The sequence below is a fragment of the Flexithrix dorotheae DSM 6795 genome (assembly GCF_000379765.1).
Taxonomy (GTDB): Bacteria; Bacteroidota; Bacteroidia; order Cytophagales; family Flammeovirgaceae; genus Flexithrix; species Flexithrix dorotheae.
Window position 1 is genome coordinate 487,604 of record NZ_KB903431.1, and the last position, 16,487, is coordinate 504,090.

General features: G+C 36.4%; 12 protein-coding genes. 3 read left to right on the forward strand and 9 right to left on the reverse strand.

Annotated elements, in window-relative coordinates:
* Positions 1 to 53: 53 nt before the first annotated feature.
* From A3EM_RS0106020 to A3EM_RS0106040, 3 genes are all read right to left on the reverse strand, one after another.
* Complete coding sequence (locus A3EM_RS0106020) at positions 54 to 1,751, reverse strand: TonB-dependent receptor (protein WP_020527276.1); 1,698 nt, start codon at positions 1,749 to 1,751, stop codon at positions 54 to 56.
* Between the two features lie 45 nt (positions 1,752 to 1,796).
* Entirely contained in the window at positions 1,797 to 4,739 is a 2,943-nt protein-coding gene (locus tag A3EM_RS0106025) for a tetratricopeptide repeat protein (RefSeq protein WP_020527277.1), read from the reverse strand.
* Between the two features lie 721 nt (positions 4,740 to 5,460).
* Positions 5,461 to 5,772, reverse strand: coding sequence for a hypothetical protein (locus tag A3EM_RS0106040; protein WP_020527279.1), 312 nt, complete (start codon positions 5,770 to 5,772; stop codon positions 5,461 to 5,463).
* 307 nt (positions 5,773 to 6,079) lie between these two features.
* Here A3EM_RS0106040 and A3EM_RS0106045 point away from each other — a divergent pair, with 307 nt between their 5' ends.
* Complete coding sequence (locus tag A3EM_RS0106045; protein WP_020527280.1) at positions 6,080 to 6,457, forward strand: response regulator; 378 nt, start codon at positions 6,080 to 6,082, stop codon at positions 6,455 to 6,457.
* A 118-nt stretch (positions 6,458 to 6,575) separates the two neighbouring features.
* Here A3EM_RS0106045 and A3EM_RS0106050 read toward each other — a convergent pair whose 3' ends face one another.
* From A3EM_RS0106050 to A3EM_RS41665, 5 genes are all read right to left on the reverse strand, one after another.
* A complete protein-coding gene (locus A3EM_RS0106050) occupies positions 6,576 to 7,328 on the reverse strand; it encodes a YqjF family protein (RefSeq protein WP_020527281.1) in 753 nt (250 codons plus the stop codon).
* Positions 7,329 to 7,338: 10 nt separating this feature from the next.
* Positions 7,339 to 8,193: an Nmad3 family putative nucleotide modification protein gene (locus A3EM_RS0106055; RefSeq protein WP_020527282.1), complete on the reverse strand. Its 855-nt coding sequence runs from the start codon at positions 8,191 to 8,193 to the stop codon at positions 7,339 to 7,341.
* 6 nt (positions 8,194 to 8,199) lie between these two features.
* A complete protein-coding gene (locus A3EM_RS0106060; protein WP_020527283.1) occupies positions 8,200 to 9,054 on the reverse strand; it encodes a DUF5777 family beta-barrel protein in 855 nt (284 codons plus the stop codon).
* A 69-nt stretch (positions 9,055 to 9,123) separates the two neighbouring features.
* Positions 9,124 to 9,933 (reverse strand): hypothetical protein, encoded by an 810-nt coding sequence (locus A3EM_RS45555; protein ID WP_020527284.1) that lies wholly within the window; start codon positions 9,931 to 9,933, stop codon positions 9,124 to 9,126.
* A 154-nt stretch (positions 9,934 to 10,087) separates the two neighbouring features.
* Entirely contained in the window at positions 10,088 to 12,250 is a 2,163-nt protein-coding gene (locus A3EM_RS41665) for an alpha-amylase family glycosyl hydrolase (protein WP_020527286.1), read from the reverse strand.
* Positions 12,251 to 12,595: 345 nt separating this feature from the next.
* Here A3EM_RS41665 and A3EM_RS0106085 point away from each other — a divergent pair, with 345 nt between their 5' ends.
* Positions 12,596 to 13,378 carry a hypothetical protein gene (locus A3EM_RS0106085; RefSeq protein WP_020527288.1) on the forward strand — a complete coding sequence of 261 codons (783 nt, stop codon included), beginning with the start codon at positions 12,596 to 12,598 and terminating at the stop codon, positions 13,376 to 13,378.
* 167 nt (positions 13,379 to 13,545) lie between these two features.
* Positions 13,546 to 15,687 carry a T9SS type A sorting domain-containing protein gene (locus A3EM_RS0106090; RefSeq protein ID WP_169513330.1) on the forward strand — a complete coding sequence of 714 codons (2,142 nt, stop codon included), beginning with the start codon at positions 13,546 to 13,548 and terminating at the stop codon, positions 15,685 to 15,687.
* 25 nt (positions 15,688 to 15,712) lie between these two features.
* Here A3EM_RS0106090 and A3EM_RS0106095 read toward each other — a convergent pair whose 3' ends face one another.
* Entirely contained in the window at positions 15,713 to 16,366 is a 654-nt protein-coding gene (locus A3EM_RS0106095; RefSeq protein ID WP_020527290.1) for a DUF2459 domain-containing protein, read from the reverse strand.
* Positions 16,367 to 16,487: the final 121 nt, after the last annotated feature.

Consider the following 16,487-nt stretch of genomic DNA (forward strand, 5'->3'; position numbering starts at 1 on the left):
TGTTTGTCTTGTGAGCTTGTTGAAAATTTAAACATGCTCCTATTTTAAAAATTTTATAAAGCAGATAAATCAAAAGTATAAGTCACACCTACTAAAGCATTTATACCTTTCACTTTATAATTATAATACCGTTGATATTTCTTTGCAAAAATGTTATTAACAGCTAAAAAAGCAGATAAATTATCTAAAATCAAATAATCGGCTTTAATATTTAAATCCAAAATCGGATCTAAAGTAATGGTTTCATTATTTTGAAAGTCTCTTGCCTTTATGCCATTCAGGTTAAAGAAATCTAGATTAAGGAATAGTCTGTCTTCATGGTTATAGGTCAGTAAAAGTTTATTGACCAGAGTGGGCTGGTGCCAGGCTTCCGAAATAGTATCAAGTGAATAACTAAAATAACTGGTAGACCAGGTTGCCCTCAGGTTGGCAATGGTGGCAGAAAGTTCTGCATTTACGTTCAAAACACCAGTGGCCTTGTCATCATAAAAAATCTCGAACCTGGACTGGTCGGTTGGATTATTTACAAAGAAAGGAAGGTTTTCAATTAAACTATAGCCTCCGTTTATATTAAGACCCAGTTTAGTGGAAAGTCCTGCTTCTATTCCTGCAAATGCCTCCAGCTTATGGTTGGTGTGAGCCAGGGCAAAGTTCTGGTTCATAAAGGCATTTTCAGTTATGGTTGATTTTATGGTTTGTTGTTCCATCTTACCTGTAACTCTGGCAAAAACAGCCAGTTTGTCCTCAATAGCCAGATATTTTACCCTCAAATCAGGATATACATTAAACCTGGTTTGTCCGAATAATGAATCTACATTATAAGCCAGCCCAAGACCTGCCTTAAGCGTTAGTTTATCGTAGTGATAATTGTATGCACCATTGAAAAGAAATAGATTTCTATTAATTTTTGAAGAATCTGTTCTTTGGGCAAAAATCACATCAGCCCCGGCCGAAATGAAAGCATCTTCACTTAAATCGTATTGTCCGTTAAAAAAGAAATCGAAATTATTTTCCTTGGCAGTAAACTTATCGGACAAAGTGTAAAATTTCAGGCCGGTTTCATAATTAATTAAAGCATATTCATCTTCATTTCTATAAGAAACGGTTCCTTTAAAAATATTGTAAATTTGTTTGATGCTATCGGGATCGAAAGTAATGTCACTTGGAATGCTGTCATATCCATAAAAATGGACCATTCTTCTGTCATAACCTAAATCGGCATGAATTTGCCCATTTCCAATAAAGTAATCTCCAAAAATATCAATATTGTTGTTACTGGTACCTGAGTTTTCCTTATCTACCGGCCCGGTTTGCGAAGACAAATGCCTTAAATATACACCGTATTGATAATTTTCTGCATTGCCCATATTAAAGTACCCTTCCAAATATGGAGTCTGGTAATTCCCAACTCCCGCTTTAAAATAATTTTCAGTCTGGTCCAGATTTAGTGGTTTTTCATTAACAATTTCTACTGGTGATAATGGAGGATCAATAGATTCCAGATTAATCTCCACTGATTGCAACTGGTAATTTAAGGGCATTTTAGCACCCTCTTTTTCCACTTTTGTCATTTTACTATAATCCCGGGGTGCGGTGGGCAATTCCAAGATCTTTTCCTTTTCAATCAAAAGTTTGGCATCTTCCAGGTCACTTTGGGCCTGTTTCCAGTCCGCATTTCCCTGGCCTCCCTGGGCAAACAAACCCGGAGAAGTTAATAAAAGTAACAAAAGGATTTTTATATATTTATTCATTGGATTATTTTCAATTTCGTTTGTTAAAACCTGCATTTAGCATTCTTAGGCTTCTATTTCATTTAGCCTTTTTTGGGCTCTGGCTTTAATTTCCTCATCTTTACTGTATTCAATGATAGAATTTAAAGTAGCTTTTGCCTGAAATGAATTATCAAGACTGATATAATTTTCAGCAATGAGAAGAAAAGCCTCATATACCCAGTCTGCATAGTTTTCATAATTCGATCTCACCTTAATTAATTCCTGAGTACTAGTCTCAAACTGGCCCTGATCCCGGTAAGTAGCCCCAATCATATACTGCGCTTCTGCCGCATTTTTATCCTGCGCCAGCCCAATGGTTTTTTGGAATTGGGCAATTGCTTCAGCATACTGTTTTTTGGAAAACATAACCTTTCCCTTATACAATTCTGCAGTGTTAATTTCTCTTGCATAATTCTCTTCCACAATTTGCTGGGCATATAAAAGTGTGGCATCATAATCTTTTAACCCATAGTAGGATTTCATGAGTCCAACTGTACCATCCTCTATATACTTCTTTTTCTTGGCGACTTGAAGTAATTCACTGTAAGTTTCTACAGCTGCTGAATAATTCTGCAGATCATATTGAAGGTCTGCCCCATTTCTTAAGGATCGCACTTTATAAACCCCCTCCACATTAAGATAGGCCTGAATGGCATTTTCTTTATCATTCAACATTTCATAACTAAAGCCAATTTTATAGTAGGCTTCATATGTATAAGCTGTAGTGGGAGAATTGTCGATAAAATCTTTCAGCGAAAGTACTGCATTGGCATAATCTTCATTATTGAAAGGCAACTGGGCTGTTTCAAACTTCGATTGTAAAACTACTTCACTTCCTGAGTAAACTGCAGAAAATTTTGCGATATAATCCTGTAAATCATAAATAGGGTAACCTCCGGCATTTATTTCTTGCAAGGATTGGATGGCTGTTTCAGCAAGTGATTTATTGGCAATATAGGCATCAATTATTTTCTTGTGATTGATGGCTGCTACATCCATTTTTCCAATCATTTTGGCGGCAACAGCCTGCTTGGCCAATGCATAAGGAATAATTTGCCCCTCCGGAAATTCAGTGAGTAGCTGGCCGTAATAATCAAATGCTTCCTGTCTTCTGCCATTTTCAAAGTAGATTTCTGCCTTTTGGAATAAGGCCTGATCTCTGTAAGTGGAGTTGGGGAAGTTATTCAGAATATTATCGAAACTGGCCACTGCATCATTCAGACGGTTTAGCGCCTTATATACAAATGCCTTTTGGAAGTAGATGTATTCTATTTCCGGACTTTGATTATCTTGTGCAGCATCATAAAACTTAAGTGCCTCCCCATAATTTTTGGCAATATAATAGCAATCAGCTAATCGGAGAATAGCATCTGTTTTTTTTCCAGGTTCTGCATTTGGAGCTGTTTGAACATATTGAGCAAAATACCTTTCCGCAGCACTATAATCCTTATTATTATAAAAAGCATAAGCCATCCCGTAGATTGCCTGATGATATTCCTTCGCACTGGGCTGAACTCTTGGGTAATACATGATGGCACTATCATATTTAGCAATTGCCGAATAGGATTCACCAAGCCAGAAGTTAGCAGAGCCTGCTAAATTAGGGTTAATGGCAAATTGCAGTGAGGTGTTTAGCGCATTTGCAGCATCCTGAAATTTTTCGTCATTGAAATCACTTACCGCTTTGTTGAAGGAAATTTCCTGATAGGCCTGTTGGATTTTTCTGGTTTTATTCTGAATTCTGGAAAGATAACCCATGGCTTTTTCGTAATCTCCGGTATTCAGGAAGGCATCACTGGCAATTTCATATACTTCCTGAGCATATTTTCCTTGTGGAAATGTATTCAAATAATATTCCCCACCTTCCAGGGCTTCAGTGTAATAACCAATATCATAATTTACTTTTACATAAGTTAAAGCGCCTAACTCTTTTATTCTCGGATCATAATCCAGTCTTCGGCATTGGTCCAAAGTGGTTACTGCAAGTTCTTTCTGATCTGTATTAATATAGCAAAGAGCAAGGTGATAAGCTGCTGATTGGGCTAACGTATCCTGACCGTCTGCGGCTTTGGAAAAGAATGGAATGGCCTCAGCAGGTTTATTGGTTTGGAAATCTGCATATCCAATTCGGTAATTTACCCCTCTGTCACCCGGAGAAGTGCTGTCTGCAAGAAAGTTATCAAAATATTTAGAGGCAGTCTGGTAATCTCCCATTTTGTAATAACATTCTCCAGTAAGTAAATCGAGCCCGGGAGGTAAATCATTGCCCATACTTTGAGTTATCTGGAGTACCTCTGCATATCTGTTTTGCTTGTAATAAATTCCTGCAATTAATATAGTAGCTTCATCATTATACCGATTATCCAACTTGGCTTTTTCCAGCTTGGTAATAGCTTCAGAATAATCGCCATTTTCATAATCCAGATAACCAGAATAATAACTGGCGGCCATGGCGTATTGATTATTACTGACGTTTAGCTTGTCAAACTGTGATTTTGCATTTGGATAATCTCCCAAGGCAAAATAAGAATACCCTAACTTAAAGGTAGCCTCCATGTCATCTGCTGTTTCTAAATCGGAAGCAGGACTTTGCAAATAATAATCTCTGGCCACATCATAGCGGGCCTGATCAAAATAATAATTTCCCAGATAAATAGCCGCTTTCCTTGCCTTCGGATGAGTAGGGTAAGTATGGACAAATTCAGTGATTACGTGCTGAAAATCGTCAGTTTCCAGTTTTAGGGCACAAACTCCCCGGTAATACATGGACTGAAGGGTTTTGTCATCATGCCTGTCCAGGGCAATATATTGTTCGAATCGGTTTTTGGCTGCTCCGTATTTTTCTTTATCAAACAATTCCAGCCCATCTCTAAAATAATAATCCTCATCGCTTACGATAAGGGTATTCTGGGCAAATGATGAAAAAGTGATAATGAAAAATATTAGTGTTAATTTGGCTTTAATCATAGATTTCTTGTAGAATATTTTATTACTCTAAGGCTTTTGTTAAAAATTCTGGCTGATGGTAATTTTTGTGTGATTATATATTTATTTCCAATATTTTGGGTCAAATGGTTGATGACACATATCATAACCTGACTGAATTGGTAAAAAAACTGACTTTTGTAATCGAAAAATTTATTGTACGAAAATTAAAAAATTTGGATTCCAGCATGATCGTTATCCGCTGGTTCTGAAAAAATTACGTGAAATTAGGGATTTTTTAAGATAAAAATCACTTAACCACCGGCAAATTTTCTGCCATATTGTATTTTTTTTACAAAGTGTATCTCAAATCAATTATTTCTATTCCCTCCTTATGACTAATTACCCTTCAGGGTGATTTTGAATTTTCATATGCAGCACAGGACAGGGAGCTTGATTTTTGGACGAAGGCCAGATATTAATTGAAGCTTATAAAACAGGGATGGTCAAAGAAAAAGAAGGCCTTTGGAATTGGATTATCTAATGATAATAGTGGGTAAATATTCCGATAAATCTGTTTTGAGAATAATCCTTTCTTTTTATTAATAGGGAAGAAAGGATTTAGTTTTTGGTAAAAAAAGAAGTTTAATATTTCACTAAATTAAATTACCGATGGATTAACTTTACTTTCAAACAGGTTGGCGGAACCTAATTGACCAAAAGGAGTGAAATTTTTTTATAATTTATCAATCAAAGAAAAAAATTAATTGAATTCAACGATTTCGAATTTTTTAAGTAATTGCATATCTCTAATGGTGATCTCTTTGGCCTGCTCAAATCCTTCCAGGGTTGTATTGCCAAATAATTCAATATCTTCAATTATTAAATCCTTGTAGATATTAAATAAATGTCGGTTATTGATATCACTCCATTTTATAGTCTCAAAGAATTCATTGATTATTTTGGCCAAAAAATCTTTGGCAAATTTTCCGTAAGTTAATTCCCGAATACTCAGGCAGGCCGAGTTTAGCAGTTGATGGTCCATGTGATAAAAATTAATTGTTTCGGTTCCCATTTCCTTGTGTTTTTTTCCATTTAATGCATAATAACAGCTTTTACACCGGGAATTGGAAATATTCTTTGAGATGGAGGTTTTCCTAGTTGAAATTTCAGTTTTGCATGGTATTTTTTATTCTGCTTTTTTAGGGTAATAAAGTTTTTTGTTAGTATATTATTTGATTTTGTATTGTTATTTTAAGTGGTTGATGCTTGTTTAGAGTTTCCTGAATTTCAGTGAAAATGCAATTTTATTAATCTGAAATAATTAGAGGTTACTTATTCGAAAAATCGTAATTAATAGTCAAACATTACATTATTACTAAATGACAAACAATCGGCTGCTAATTATTGAAGATAATGAGATTGACTACTTTGTTGCAAGTAGATTAATTAAGAAATGGAGGCCAGAATATGACATTCACTGGACAAAAAATGGAAAGGAGGGAATTGCCTTTTTGAAGAACAACCCGGACTCATTTCCCTGTTGTATTTTAATAAACCTTTTCATGCCTTTTGGTGATGGAATTGAGTTTTTAAAAGAATATGAAATGGAATTTGCCCAAAAATTTCCCAAAACTAAATTAATGGTATTGACTGCCTCTCTCGATCCAAAGAAAAAAAAACAGGTGATGGGATTCTCATCCGTTGTGGCCTTTTTGGAAAAACCAATTGGCAGGAAGGAATTCGAAAATTGTTTATAAAACTCAATCTTTTTGGATGGAAGGAATTCCAATAAACTAATTGCCCAAATTCCATCTGCTACTCATCCAAAAAACATTATCTATTGACTCCAAAAAGCCTGACACTAAATTTAATTCCCTACACCACTGGCTTGATACTGAAAACATCCACATTTACTCCCTTTGAAAATAAATAACTAATGGGTTGTTTTGCTCCAGGGTCCAACCTGTTTAATCCCAATAAATGCTTGTCATAATTCGTAACTTCAGCTTCTGACAAAGGATAAGGCTTGTGATAAACCTGCCCGGAATATAATTGATCCTTATGTGGGTTATAGGAAAAAAGGATATACCTTTCGGCCAGAAAAAAATGGAGACTTCCTGGTTGTGCTTCAAATATTTCTCCCTTAGGCGTATATTCAAAATTGGAAATTTTTGTGTCTCCTACTCTCTTAGAAGCATATTTTATTTTATTTTCCTGATGAATAGAGGCCTTCATTTTGGCATAATGGTAAGGCAATTTAAAAAAAGCTCTGGCAATTTTTACTGCAAGTCTCTGGTTGGCATCCAGAGAATAGAACCAAACGCCCGGCACGCCATTTTTATCATGCACATAGGTCCGTACATTTACTTCCAGAAAATTGGAAATGCCGGGAACAGCCGGGAAAAAACTAGGACGAATTCCCCGCATGTAAAATGGAACCAGGCCTAAGTATGTTTTACCTTCAAAAGTATCTACGTAAAGCCCTTTAGGAAGTGTTTTCTGAATAATTTCCGGATCAATTTCCCAATGGATAAAAAGCAATTCCTGCCATTTTTGAAACATGGATGGTTTTCTGTCTACGGGTCTGACTCTTTGATGAAGTCTGTCTTCAAGTGTGGGTAATTTCATTTAAATGGAATTAGATGATGTACGGATTAAAACTCTGAACCCAATTTAGTATCCCTTGGTTAGAATTGATAATGAACTCTTGTCCTCTTGCCACCGATTGTACACATAAATTTTTTCGATTTCCTTTGATGGCTTCTCCGGTTTTGTTTTCGTGGTAGGATAATTTACACCTTCCTTTCTGAAAAAATGATTTGGGTAATTGCCAAAGCGATCTATTCCAAGAATTTTCCTGCAAGGAATTCGTCAGTACCAATTCTCTTGAAAAACTGAACAACCCACCACCGGGTTTTCCAGAGAAAAAAGAAGATTCTTTTTTTGCAATAAATAATGTATTTCCTTTAGGATTATACTGATCTGCAAATACAACATGAGGATGTTTACATGCCCAGGAGGGAGGGTTACCTTTTTCCAAATCAACCATTTGATCCACCTCCAGGTATCCATAGATGACGTGCAAATCCTTTGCTGATTTCTTAAATCGAATTCGATGATTAATTTTCTCAACTTCTTTGAACCAACCAAAAAACAGAAACAAATCACCTTGCTGAATATTAAATTTATTTAAGTGAGAAAGGGCAGCCCCTGTCTGGCCGAATACGGGTCTCCAGTTATTTGTTCTTCCGGAAATTATCTCTTTATTTAAGTCCGGATCCAAATGTGTTTCGGAATAAAATTTAATGCCTAAATCTCTTAACAAATAGAGATAGGAATGGTTTTCTGAAAAATTTAACTGATTGTAAAAAATGCCACTTTCTGCTTCCGGGATTGGAAGGGAATACATTCTGTTATCTAATATTGGGCTGGCTATTCCCCCGGTTCCAGAATCAAATCCCTTTCTGCTTAAAATTATTTTTGGTTTCCTCATTAATGATCAGTGATATTTTTTACCCTTCAATTTAAAATCTCTGGAGATATTAAAACCAAGGTGAATATCTCCATTAAAAAAATCTCCTGTTGTTCCTGCAATAAAATAAGGCTCGATCATTCCTCTGGAACTTGATAAATGTAATTGGAAAACATGTCCTTTGGTTTCAATCTCAAATCCAACTGAGACAGAATTGTTGTAGCCTTCCTGAAGTTGATCTGGTAAAGTATAATAATATTCGCCAGTGATGGCCAGAAATTTAAACAATTGGTACCTAATGGCTGAACCAATGGAAAATACATCATTTTGATTATTTCCCTCTGCCATGATGGTATTCCGGTGCACCAGAGAAGGCATTAATTGAAGGGAAAACTTATCTCCAAATTTACGGGCGATTAGTAATTGGTGAGTGTAGGTTAGCCTGTCATTAAAGGTAACTTCAAAATTGAATTCTTCTTTTTTTAAACCAATTATAGCCATGGCTCCTAAATAAGTAATTGATAAAGGACTTTTTTGATTTTGAACCAAAATTCTATATTTCAAATAACCGTCATAAGTTTTATTGAAAGAACTTCGGCCAATTCCCACAGTAAACCTGTTTGAAAATCCATAATCCAATCCAAGTCGAATGGTGGAATCATCAAGTCCCCAAAGATTATAGGCTCCATCTTTCACACTGCCAAAACGGTGTTGAATGATAAATTTCAAGTTTCCTGCCCTGCTTGTTTCTACAGAATGACCATTAATAATCCTGGTATCTCGGAAGGTAGAATAACCGGGCTGATTAAGGTCCTGAGCATAGGATTGCCCAAAAATGAAAAAAATCGACAGAAAGCTTAAAAAGTTGAATTTTGTTTTCATATCCGTAATAGAGTTTTCTTCGGGAAATGGTAAGATTTTTATTTCATTTTAGTTTAGCAATGAATAGATTTAATTATCCAGAGCACCGTCATCCACCCAGCATGTAATTAATTGTTTGTCCTGTTCTGTAATGGCCCTGTTACCCGGAGGCATGGTGCCATTGTTAACCCTTAATTTAATGGTAGATGCATTTTCCTGAACATTGCTAAAATCTTTAAAATCGGGAATATCTCTTCCTGCCACATGACAGCCTGAAATGGCACAGTTTGTTTCGATTATATTTTTAACTGTATTATTGTAACTCACTCCTGAAGGAACCTGTACTGCCGCACTAGTTCCACAATTAGAATTGATTTCCCTTACCTGAACATTATAAGAACCCTGCCCCAGTTTGGAAAATGTTCCTGATGACTGAAACTTATCCCCATCAATACTAAATTCCACATTACTTATAGAAGCTGTGGCTAATATACTTCCAGTAAAACTGCCACAGTCGGTATTGGTCACTTCTACCTCCAAAACAATCCCAGAATCATCAGGAACAGAGGCTTCAATCATACTGGTACAGTTGTTTTTATTCCTGGCATAAACCTGATAGGTTTTTGCAGAAAGATTGGTGAAAATATTAGAGACCTGAAAATTTTCACCATCAAGGCTGTAGGAAAAATCATCTTCATTTTCACCTGTTGCTAAAACTTCTATACTTCCTTCGGACTCCCCACAAGGAGTACCCTGGATAGAAATAATATTGATTTCAGGGGAATTGTTTTCACAATCTACAGGAGGAAGGATTGAGTTATATTGGCAGGAATGAAACAGCATAATTGTGGATGAAATAAACACAATTAATAGCACCGTGTAGTTTTTTGAAATAGGCATTGGTCAATAAATAGGTTAAAGGAAAAGCCAAAAAACTTGTAATTATGGCATATTAGTAAATTATCCTTCTCCGAACAAAAATGCAAGGACAATGATTTTAAAAATTTCAGCCGGAATTTTGGAAAACTTTCCGTTGACTTCCTGCAAATGGAATTTATTCAATTACAATTTTTGACTTTAGATAATCCCCTTGGTCCGAATTGAAAATCGAAAAATACATTCCCGAATCCAGTTGGGGAAGGTATATCTTTTTAGGCCTTTTTTTGTTAAGCCGGGTAATTCCTGATTTCCAAACTTCCTTACCTGTAAGATCAAATAGTTTAATTTGTCCCTTACTTTCAGGTTTTCCATTCAGGTAAATGTAAAAAGATTCTTTTACCGGATTTGGATAAATTTTAAGGGTGTTAATTTCTTCTATGATATCGGTTAAGCCAGTTACCTGATTTGGAGAATAGGGAACCAGATCCCTTTCGGGGAAATCAATGGCTTTATCTGTAAGGATATGAAATTGCCCGGGAGCCAGCCTAAATACAAAAATCTTTTCCTTCACCTCTATTTTCTCCCCAGTAAAAAAATCAAACCATTTTCCGGTTTGGGGAAACTCCAAAACTTCATCTTTGGTTTCCAGGCCAAAATTTCCCACAACCATCACATTAAAATCATTTCCCTCAAGTTTTAGCCATTTGGTGTGTTGATCAAGGGAATAGCGATAAGAAGTGGTGTTAAAAATGGCATTTTCTTTTTTAAACTTAATCAATGCCTGATAAACCTTAAAAAGTTTATGCCTTTCAGGATGATTCAGGTATTCCCATTTAATAGGTTTTTCTCCTGTTCTGCCATTAAAATCTATGGGAATGTCATATCCCAGTTCTCCAAATTGCCAGATCATTTTAGGACCGGGAAAGGTAAAATAAAATGCTGCTCCCATTTTAAGCCGGTTTAAGGCCGTAGTTTCATCCTTTAAATTATAAGTTCCGGATTTTTTTCCATTTTCCATTGCCTCATACATCAATCTTTCTTCATCATGGCTTTCCATATAGGCAATCAGGTTGGGCTGTTTCCAGTTTCTTCTCTGGTAATCCTGATGGGACAAATCATCATTTTCTCCTTTTATCAAATTTCGGTAATGGTGATTCATATTCCCCCAAAGTAAAATACCATAATCCGCCAGTTCTTTTTCTTCCTCATTTTCGGCAAGGTGTTCGAAAATGATGATATTGTCTTTATCAACTTCTCTGATTTTATCCACCATTTGTTTTAAAATGGCAACTCTCTTGGAATCGTATTCGCTTCCCCATAGATCACTTAAAGGCTTTCTTTCGTTGGAAAATCCTTTGGTAAAATCGAACCGAAAACCATCTATTTGGTATTCTTCTATCCAAAAGCGATTAATGTTGTCAATAAAATGTTGCGTATAAGTACTTTCATGATTAAAATCAGTTCCCCAATGCGCATCAGTGTTGTCAAAATTATGACTGATATTGTACCAGGGATTCTCTTTTGTGGGTTTATTCTTTTCTTCATCCCAATACATTCTTACCATTGGAGCAGAATTGAATGAATGGTTTAAAACCAAATCGATTAAAACGGCAATGCCTTTTTCATGAGCCGCATCAATCAGTTTTTTTAGTTCCTCTTTTGGACCATAATATTTATCAGGAGCAAAGTAAAAAACAGGATTATATCCCCAACTCAGGTTGCCTTCAAATTCATTCACAGGCATAAGTTCTATGGCATTTATTCCAAGTTCTACAAGATAATCAAGCGAATCACGGACGGCTTTGTAAGCATGTTGAGCAGTGAAATCCCTAATTAATAATTCATAAATGATTAAATCTTTTGGCTGGGGAGCAGCGAAATTCCTGATTTTCCATTGGAAAGGCTTTTGGTTGGTCTGAAAAACAGACGCACTGTATTGCGTTTTTCCTTCCGGATAGGCAATGAGATTTGGATAGGTGTCCTCATAAATAAATTTGTCCCCAATGGGATTGCTAACTTTTTCCGTGTATGGATCGGCAATTGGCAAAATGCCATCAATCAGATATTGAAAAATATATTCCTTTCCGGGTTCCAAATTTTCTATTTCCAGCCAAAACCTTTCTTTATCAGGTGATTGTTTCATTAAATATTCCCCCTGGGGTTGCCAGTCATTAAAATCACCGATCACATAAACAAATTTTTTTCCAGGTGCCAAAAGGGATAATATAACTTTTGTAGAATCATCAGGGTAATTTATTCCGTCCTTTATACCTTCTGGAATTTCTTCCACTTTCGGTGTGGGGGCTGCATAAAGTGAAACTTGGGAAGGGAATTTCATATCAATACTTTTAGCTAATTGAATTGAAGGTGTTTTTCAATTGGTCTGTATCTTTCCTGACAAAAAAGCCGGAGTAAAGCTAATGAATGAAAATTTTTTTGGAGATTCCAATTCGTTTTTTTGTTAAATCACCATGGCTTTTGCAAATTTAAACTTTCATTTTTAAGCATTACTTTAGGAGCTTCCTCCTCTGGTTATTTCTTTGTGTTTTGGAATGGAATGATTGGTGAAACATGCCCTTGGATGCAGGAAATTTTTTTAAATGGAAATTCAATTTAGGAATAAATTATAACTAATTTAGAGCTTGAATTATAGAACTTTTTTAGCCTTAATCTTCTGTAAATTATGAAAATAACATCTCTAATAACAACTTCAATTTTAACTGTATCCCTTTTCCTTATTTCGGGATTTAAAACTGCCGAATCCTTGAGGATAAAAAAGAATGAAGCTATGCATTTGGGTGCATGGGATTTGGATTCTTATTCCATAGAAGGAAATGATAATTTTAAGGATGCCAAAGTGGTTAAAATTATTTCCAATGGACACTTTGCCCTTACAGCTTACCGCCTGGACTCAAAGGAATTTTTAGGGACACTTGGTGGGACTTTTGAAATAGACGGTGAAACGATAAAAGAAACCATTGAATTTAATACCTGGAATGCTGAGGAAGTAGGAAATACTTATACCTTCTCTCTAAAAATGAAAGGGAAAAATATGACTTTAAATTCAAATGAATCAAAAGCCGTCTTTGAATGGAAAAGAATTGATAAAGGAGCGAATAGTGGAGCTACTCTGGCCGGAGCCTGGAGAATTAGAGAGAGAGAACGCGATGGGGAAATGAGTACCATGAAGCGAGGTCCAAGAAAAACAATTAAAATACTATCTGGCACAAGGTTTCAATGGACAGCTTTTAACAGTGAAACAAAAGAATTCATGGGCACTGGTGGAGGAATATATACCGCAAAGGATGGAAAGTATACAGAAACCATAGAATACTTTTCAAGAGATGTCTCCAGAGTGGGAATGTCTTTGAGTTTTGACTTTGAAAGAAAAGGAAATGACTGGCATCATAAGGGAAAAAGCTCCAAGGGACAACCCATTTATGAAATTTGGGGGTTGGAAGATTGATTGGTGCTATTTCCAAAATTATTTGATATGTAGTACTTTTACCAAAGTATTCATTGGAAGCAAATGCCTTGATTTTAAATATGCCGGACTTCAATTCTTTTTACCCATATAAAATTTTTACCCAAAAGCTTTATTTAAAATTCCTTTTTGCCTTAGGAATTTTCTTTATGCCATGGTATTCAGCTTCAGCACAACATTCGGTAGCAAGGAAATGGAATGAAGCCCTGCTTGAAGCAATTCGTGATGATTTTGCAAGGCCAACCGTTCATGCTAGAAATTTGTTTCATACTTCAGTGGTACTTTATGATTCATGGGCTGTATTCGAACCTGAGGCTACTCCTTATTTCCTTGGAAGGGAAGTGAAGGGTTGGGAATGTAAGTTCGATGGTTTTGAATTTTCAGGTGATCAAAAAACAGGGCAGGAAGAAGCCATGAGTTATGCAGCCTACAGGTTGTTGAATGCAAGGTTTAAAGATTCCCCGGGGGCAGAGGAATCTTTATCCAGGTTTGATTCTCTAATGAATGCCCTGGGATATAGCCTTACAAATACTTCAATTCATTATCAGAGTGGAGAACCAGCTCATTTGGGTAATTACATAGCCAATTGCATGATTGAATATGGCCTTCAGGATGGATCGAATGAGGCAGAAGGTTATGCCAATAAATATTATGAATCGGTTAACCCATACCTGATTCCGACCCAGTCCGGAAATCCTGATATTGAGGATCCAAACCGTTGGCAGCCTTTAGCATTGGGTAAATTTATCGACCAAAGTGGTCAGGTTGTAGTAGGAGGAGCTACTACATTCCTGAGTCCTGAATGGGGTGATGTGGCTCCTTTTGCCCTAAATAATCTCGTAAGAACTTCCTTTCAGAGAGATAGTGCTGCTTTTAATGTTTACCACGATCCGGGTAAGCCTCCTTTATTGTATTCAGAAGATGTTGAAGGAACAAATGAGGCTTACAAATGGGGATTTTCCCTGGTGTCCATTTGGGGGGCGCATCTCGACCCGGCTGATGGTGTGTTATGGGATATCTCTCCCGGAGCAAAAGGGAACCTTTCCGGTTACCCTGCAACTTTTGAGGAGTATCAGGATTTTTATAAGCTGGAAGGAGGAGATCCGGGAACGGGCCATGAACTAAATCCAAAAACTGGAAAACCTTATGAACCCAATGTAGTTCCCAGAGGAGATTATACAAGAGTTTTGGCAGAATTTTGGGCTGATGGGCCGGATTCAGAAACACCTCCCGGGCATTGGTTTACTATTATGAACTATGTAAATGATCATCCTGAATTGGTAAAGAAATTTAAGGGGGAAGGTGAAATCCTGGATGATTTGGAATGGGATGTGAAAGCCTATTTTATATTAGGAGGAGCCATGCATGATGCGGCCATAACCGCCTGGGGAATTAAAGGCTGGTATGATTACATCAGACCGGTTTCTGCTTTGAGGTATATGGCGGACCAGGGACAAAGTTCAGATAATAATCAGCCTAATCTCAATGTCATGGGGATACCCTTGTTGGATGGTTATATTGAAATCGTACAAAGCGATGATCCTTTGGCAAGAGATCCTCAAAATATAGGAAGGGTAAAACTGCGCACCTGGAAAGGGCCTGATTATATTTCCGATCCCGAAACGGATAAAGCTGGGGTAGGTTGGATAATGGCGAAAAACTGGTGGCCCTACCAAAGACCAACTTTTGTTACCCCACCATTTGCCGGTTATATTTCCGGACATTCTACTTTTTCCAGAGCTGCTGCTGAAGTCCTGACACAACTAACCGGTGATCCCTTTTTTCCGGGAGGAATGGGGGAGTTTACTGCCAAGAAAAATGAATTTCTTGTATTTGAAGAAGGCCCATCAGTAGATGTAACCTTACAATGGGCTACTTATAAAGATGCTTCGGACCAGACAAGTCTTTCCAGAATCTGGGGTGGAATTCATCCTCCCGCAGATGATATTCCCGGTAGAATTATTGGTGAGAAAATAGGGAAGGGGGCATTTGAATTTGCAAAACAGTTTTTTATTGGAGAAGTAACAGGAAAAGAAGATTTAGAAAAGCCTGATCGTTTTGTCATCTACCCAAATCCTGCAAAAAATATAGTGATAGTAGATTTTTTAAAAGTCTCTGAAAATAAACAAATTCAATTGTTGGATTTAAAAGGAGATGAAATTAAACATTTTGAAATCGCAGGTGAAATACTGCATTTTGAACTAGATCTGCAGAGGGTTCCACAAGGTTTATACTTCATCAAAGTGATTGAGGATAGAGCAACTAGAGTTCAGCGTTTGATTGTGAAATAAGAAGTACGATTGTAATTCAACAATTTTAATCCAGGTGATATAAAACTCCAAAGTGGAAAGGTGACCATACAGGGGCTTTTAGCTTCATATTTTTTAATGCTTTGTTTACCCACTCGTTGCATGTAATGATGCATGAATAATTTCCGGTAGCTTTATAAAAAGAGTCATTTTGGGAATAACCAGAGCTCGAAATTTTCACAAACTGTTTCTCTTCATCATGGTGGAAGGATTGATCTAGATACCGGTTTAAAATTTCAAGTTGATGTGTACAAACTTCCACGGATTTCCAATGCGCTTTAGTTGACTTAAAAACGGTTACATGCATGGCTGTTTTGCTAGGTAAAAACATGGCTTTTAAAGCGGTTTTTAAAGAGAGGTCATTCCAGGTAGGAGTATTCAGGTAAAAATCTTCATCTCCCCACCCAAACGCCACAAAATTCCAACTAGGATCAAACGAAAGCTGGGACTTGATTTTGGTGGATAACATAGATCCGGGAACTATTATATCCAGATGAACCCCATTGCTGGATACATATATGGTTTGTTGAGGTTTGCAGGTTTTTGCATCCGATGGTACAGGAATAAGTGACAAACCTATAGCTATTATAAAATATAATCCTATAACAAAAATCAGGATAAGCAATGCTTTTTTTAGTATTCTGATTAAAAACTTAAACATATAATAGGCTCATTAGTTTTAAAAAATGAGTATAAAAGCCTGGTTTGCAAAATTGATTTTTTTTTGGTAAATTAAAGAAGGCAGAATTATTTTAAAGTTTTTTTAATTTTTTTAGCTTTTT

Bases quoted from the DNA above. Each gene is read 5' to 3' on its own strand.
- A3EM_RS0106060 (WP_020527283.1), bottom strand. From the start codon at position 9,054: ATGAAAACAAAATTCAACTTTTTAAGCTTTCTGTCGATTTTTTTCATT.
- A3EM_RS0106020 (WP_020527276.1), bottom strand. From the start codon at position 1,751: ATGAATAAATATATAAAAATCCTTTTGTTACTTTTATTAACTTCTCCG.
- A3EM_RS41665 (WP_020527286.1), bottom strand. From the start codon at position 12,250: ATGAAATTCCCTTCCCAAGTTTCACTTTATGCAGCCCCCACACCGAAA.
- A3EM_RS0106045 (WP_020527280.1), top strand. From the start codon at position 6,080: ATGACAAACAATCGGCTGCTAATTATTGAAGATAATGAGATTGACTAC.
- A3EM_RS45555 (WP_020527284.1), bottom strand. From the start codon at position 9,933: ATGCCTATTTCAAAAAACTACACGGTGCTATTAATTGTGTTTATTTCA.
- A3EM_RS0106090 (WP_169513330.1), top strand. From the start codon at position 13,546: ATGCCATGGTATTCAGCTTCAGCACAACATTCGGTAGCAAGGAAATGG.
- A3EM_RS0106085 (WP_020527288.1), top strand. From the start codon at position 12,596: ATGAAAATAACATCTCTAATAACAACTTCAATTTTAACTGTATCCCTT.
- A3EM_RS0106025 (WP_020527277.1), bottom strand. From the start codon at position 4,739: ATGATTAAAGCCAAATTAACACTAATATTTTTCATTATCACTTTTTCA.
- A3EM_RS0106040 (WP_020527279.1), bottom strand. From the start codon at position 5,772: ATGGGAACCGAAACAATTAATTTTTATCACATGGACCATCAACTGCTA.
- A3EM_RS0106050 (WP_020527281.1), bottom strand. From the start codon at position 7,328: ATGAAATTACCCACACTTGAAGACAGACTTCATCAAAGAGTCAGACCC.
- A3EM_RS0106055 (WP_020527282.1), bottom strand. From the start codon at position 8,193: ATGAGGAAACCAAAAATAATTTTAAGCAGAAAGGGATTTGATTCTGGA.
- A3EM_RS0106095 (WP_020527290.1), bottom strand. From the start codon at position 16,366: ATGTTTAAGTTTTTAATCAGAATACTAAAAAAAGCATTGCTTATCCTG.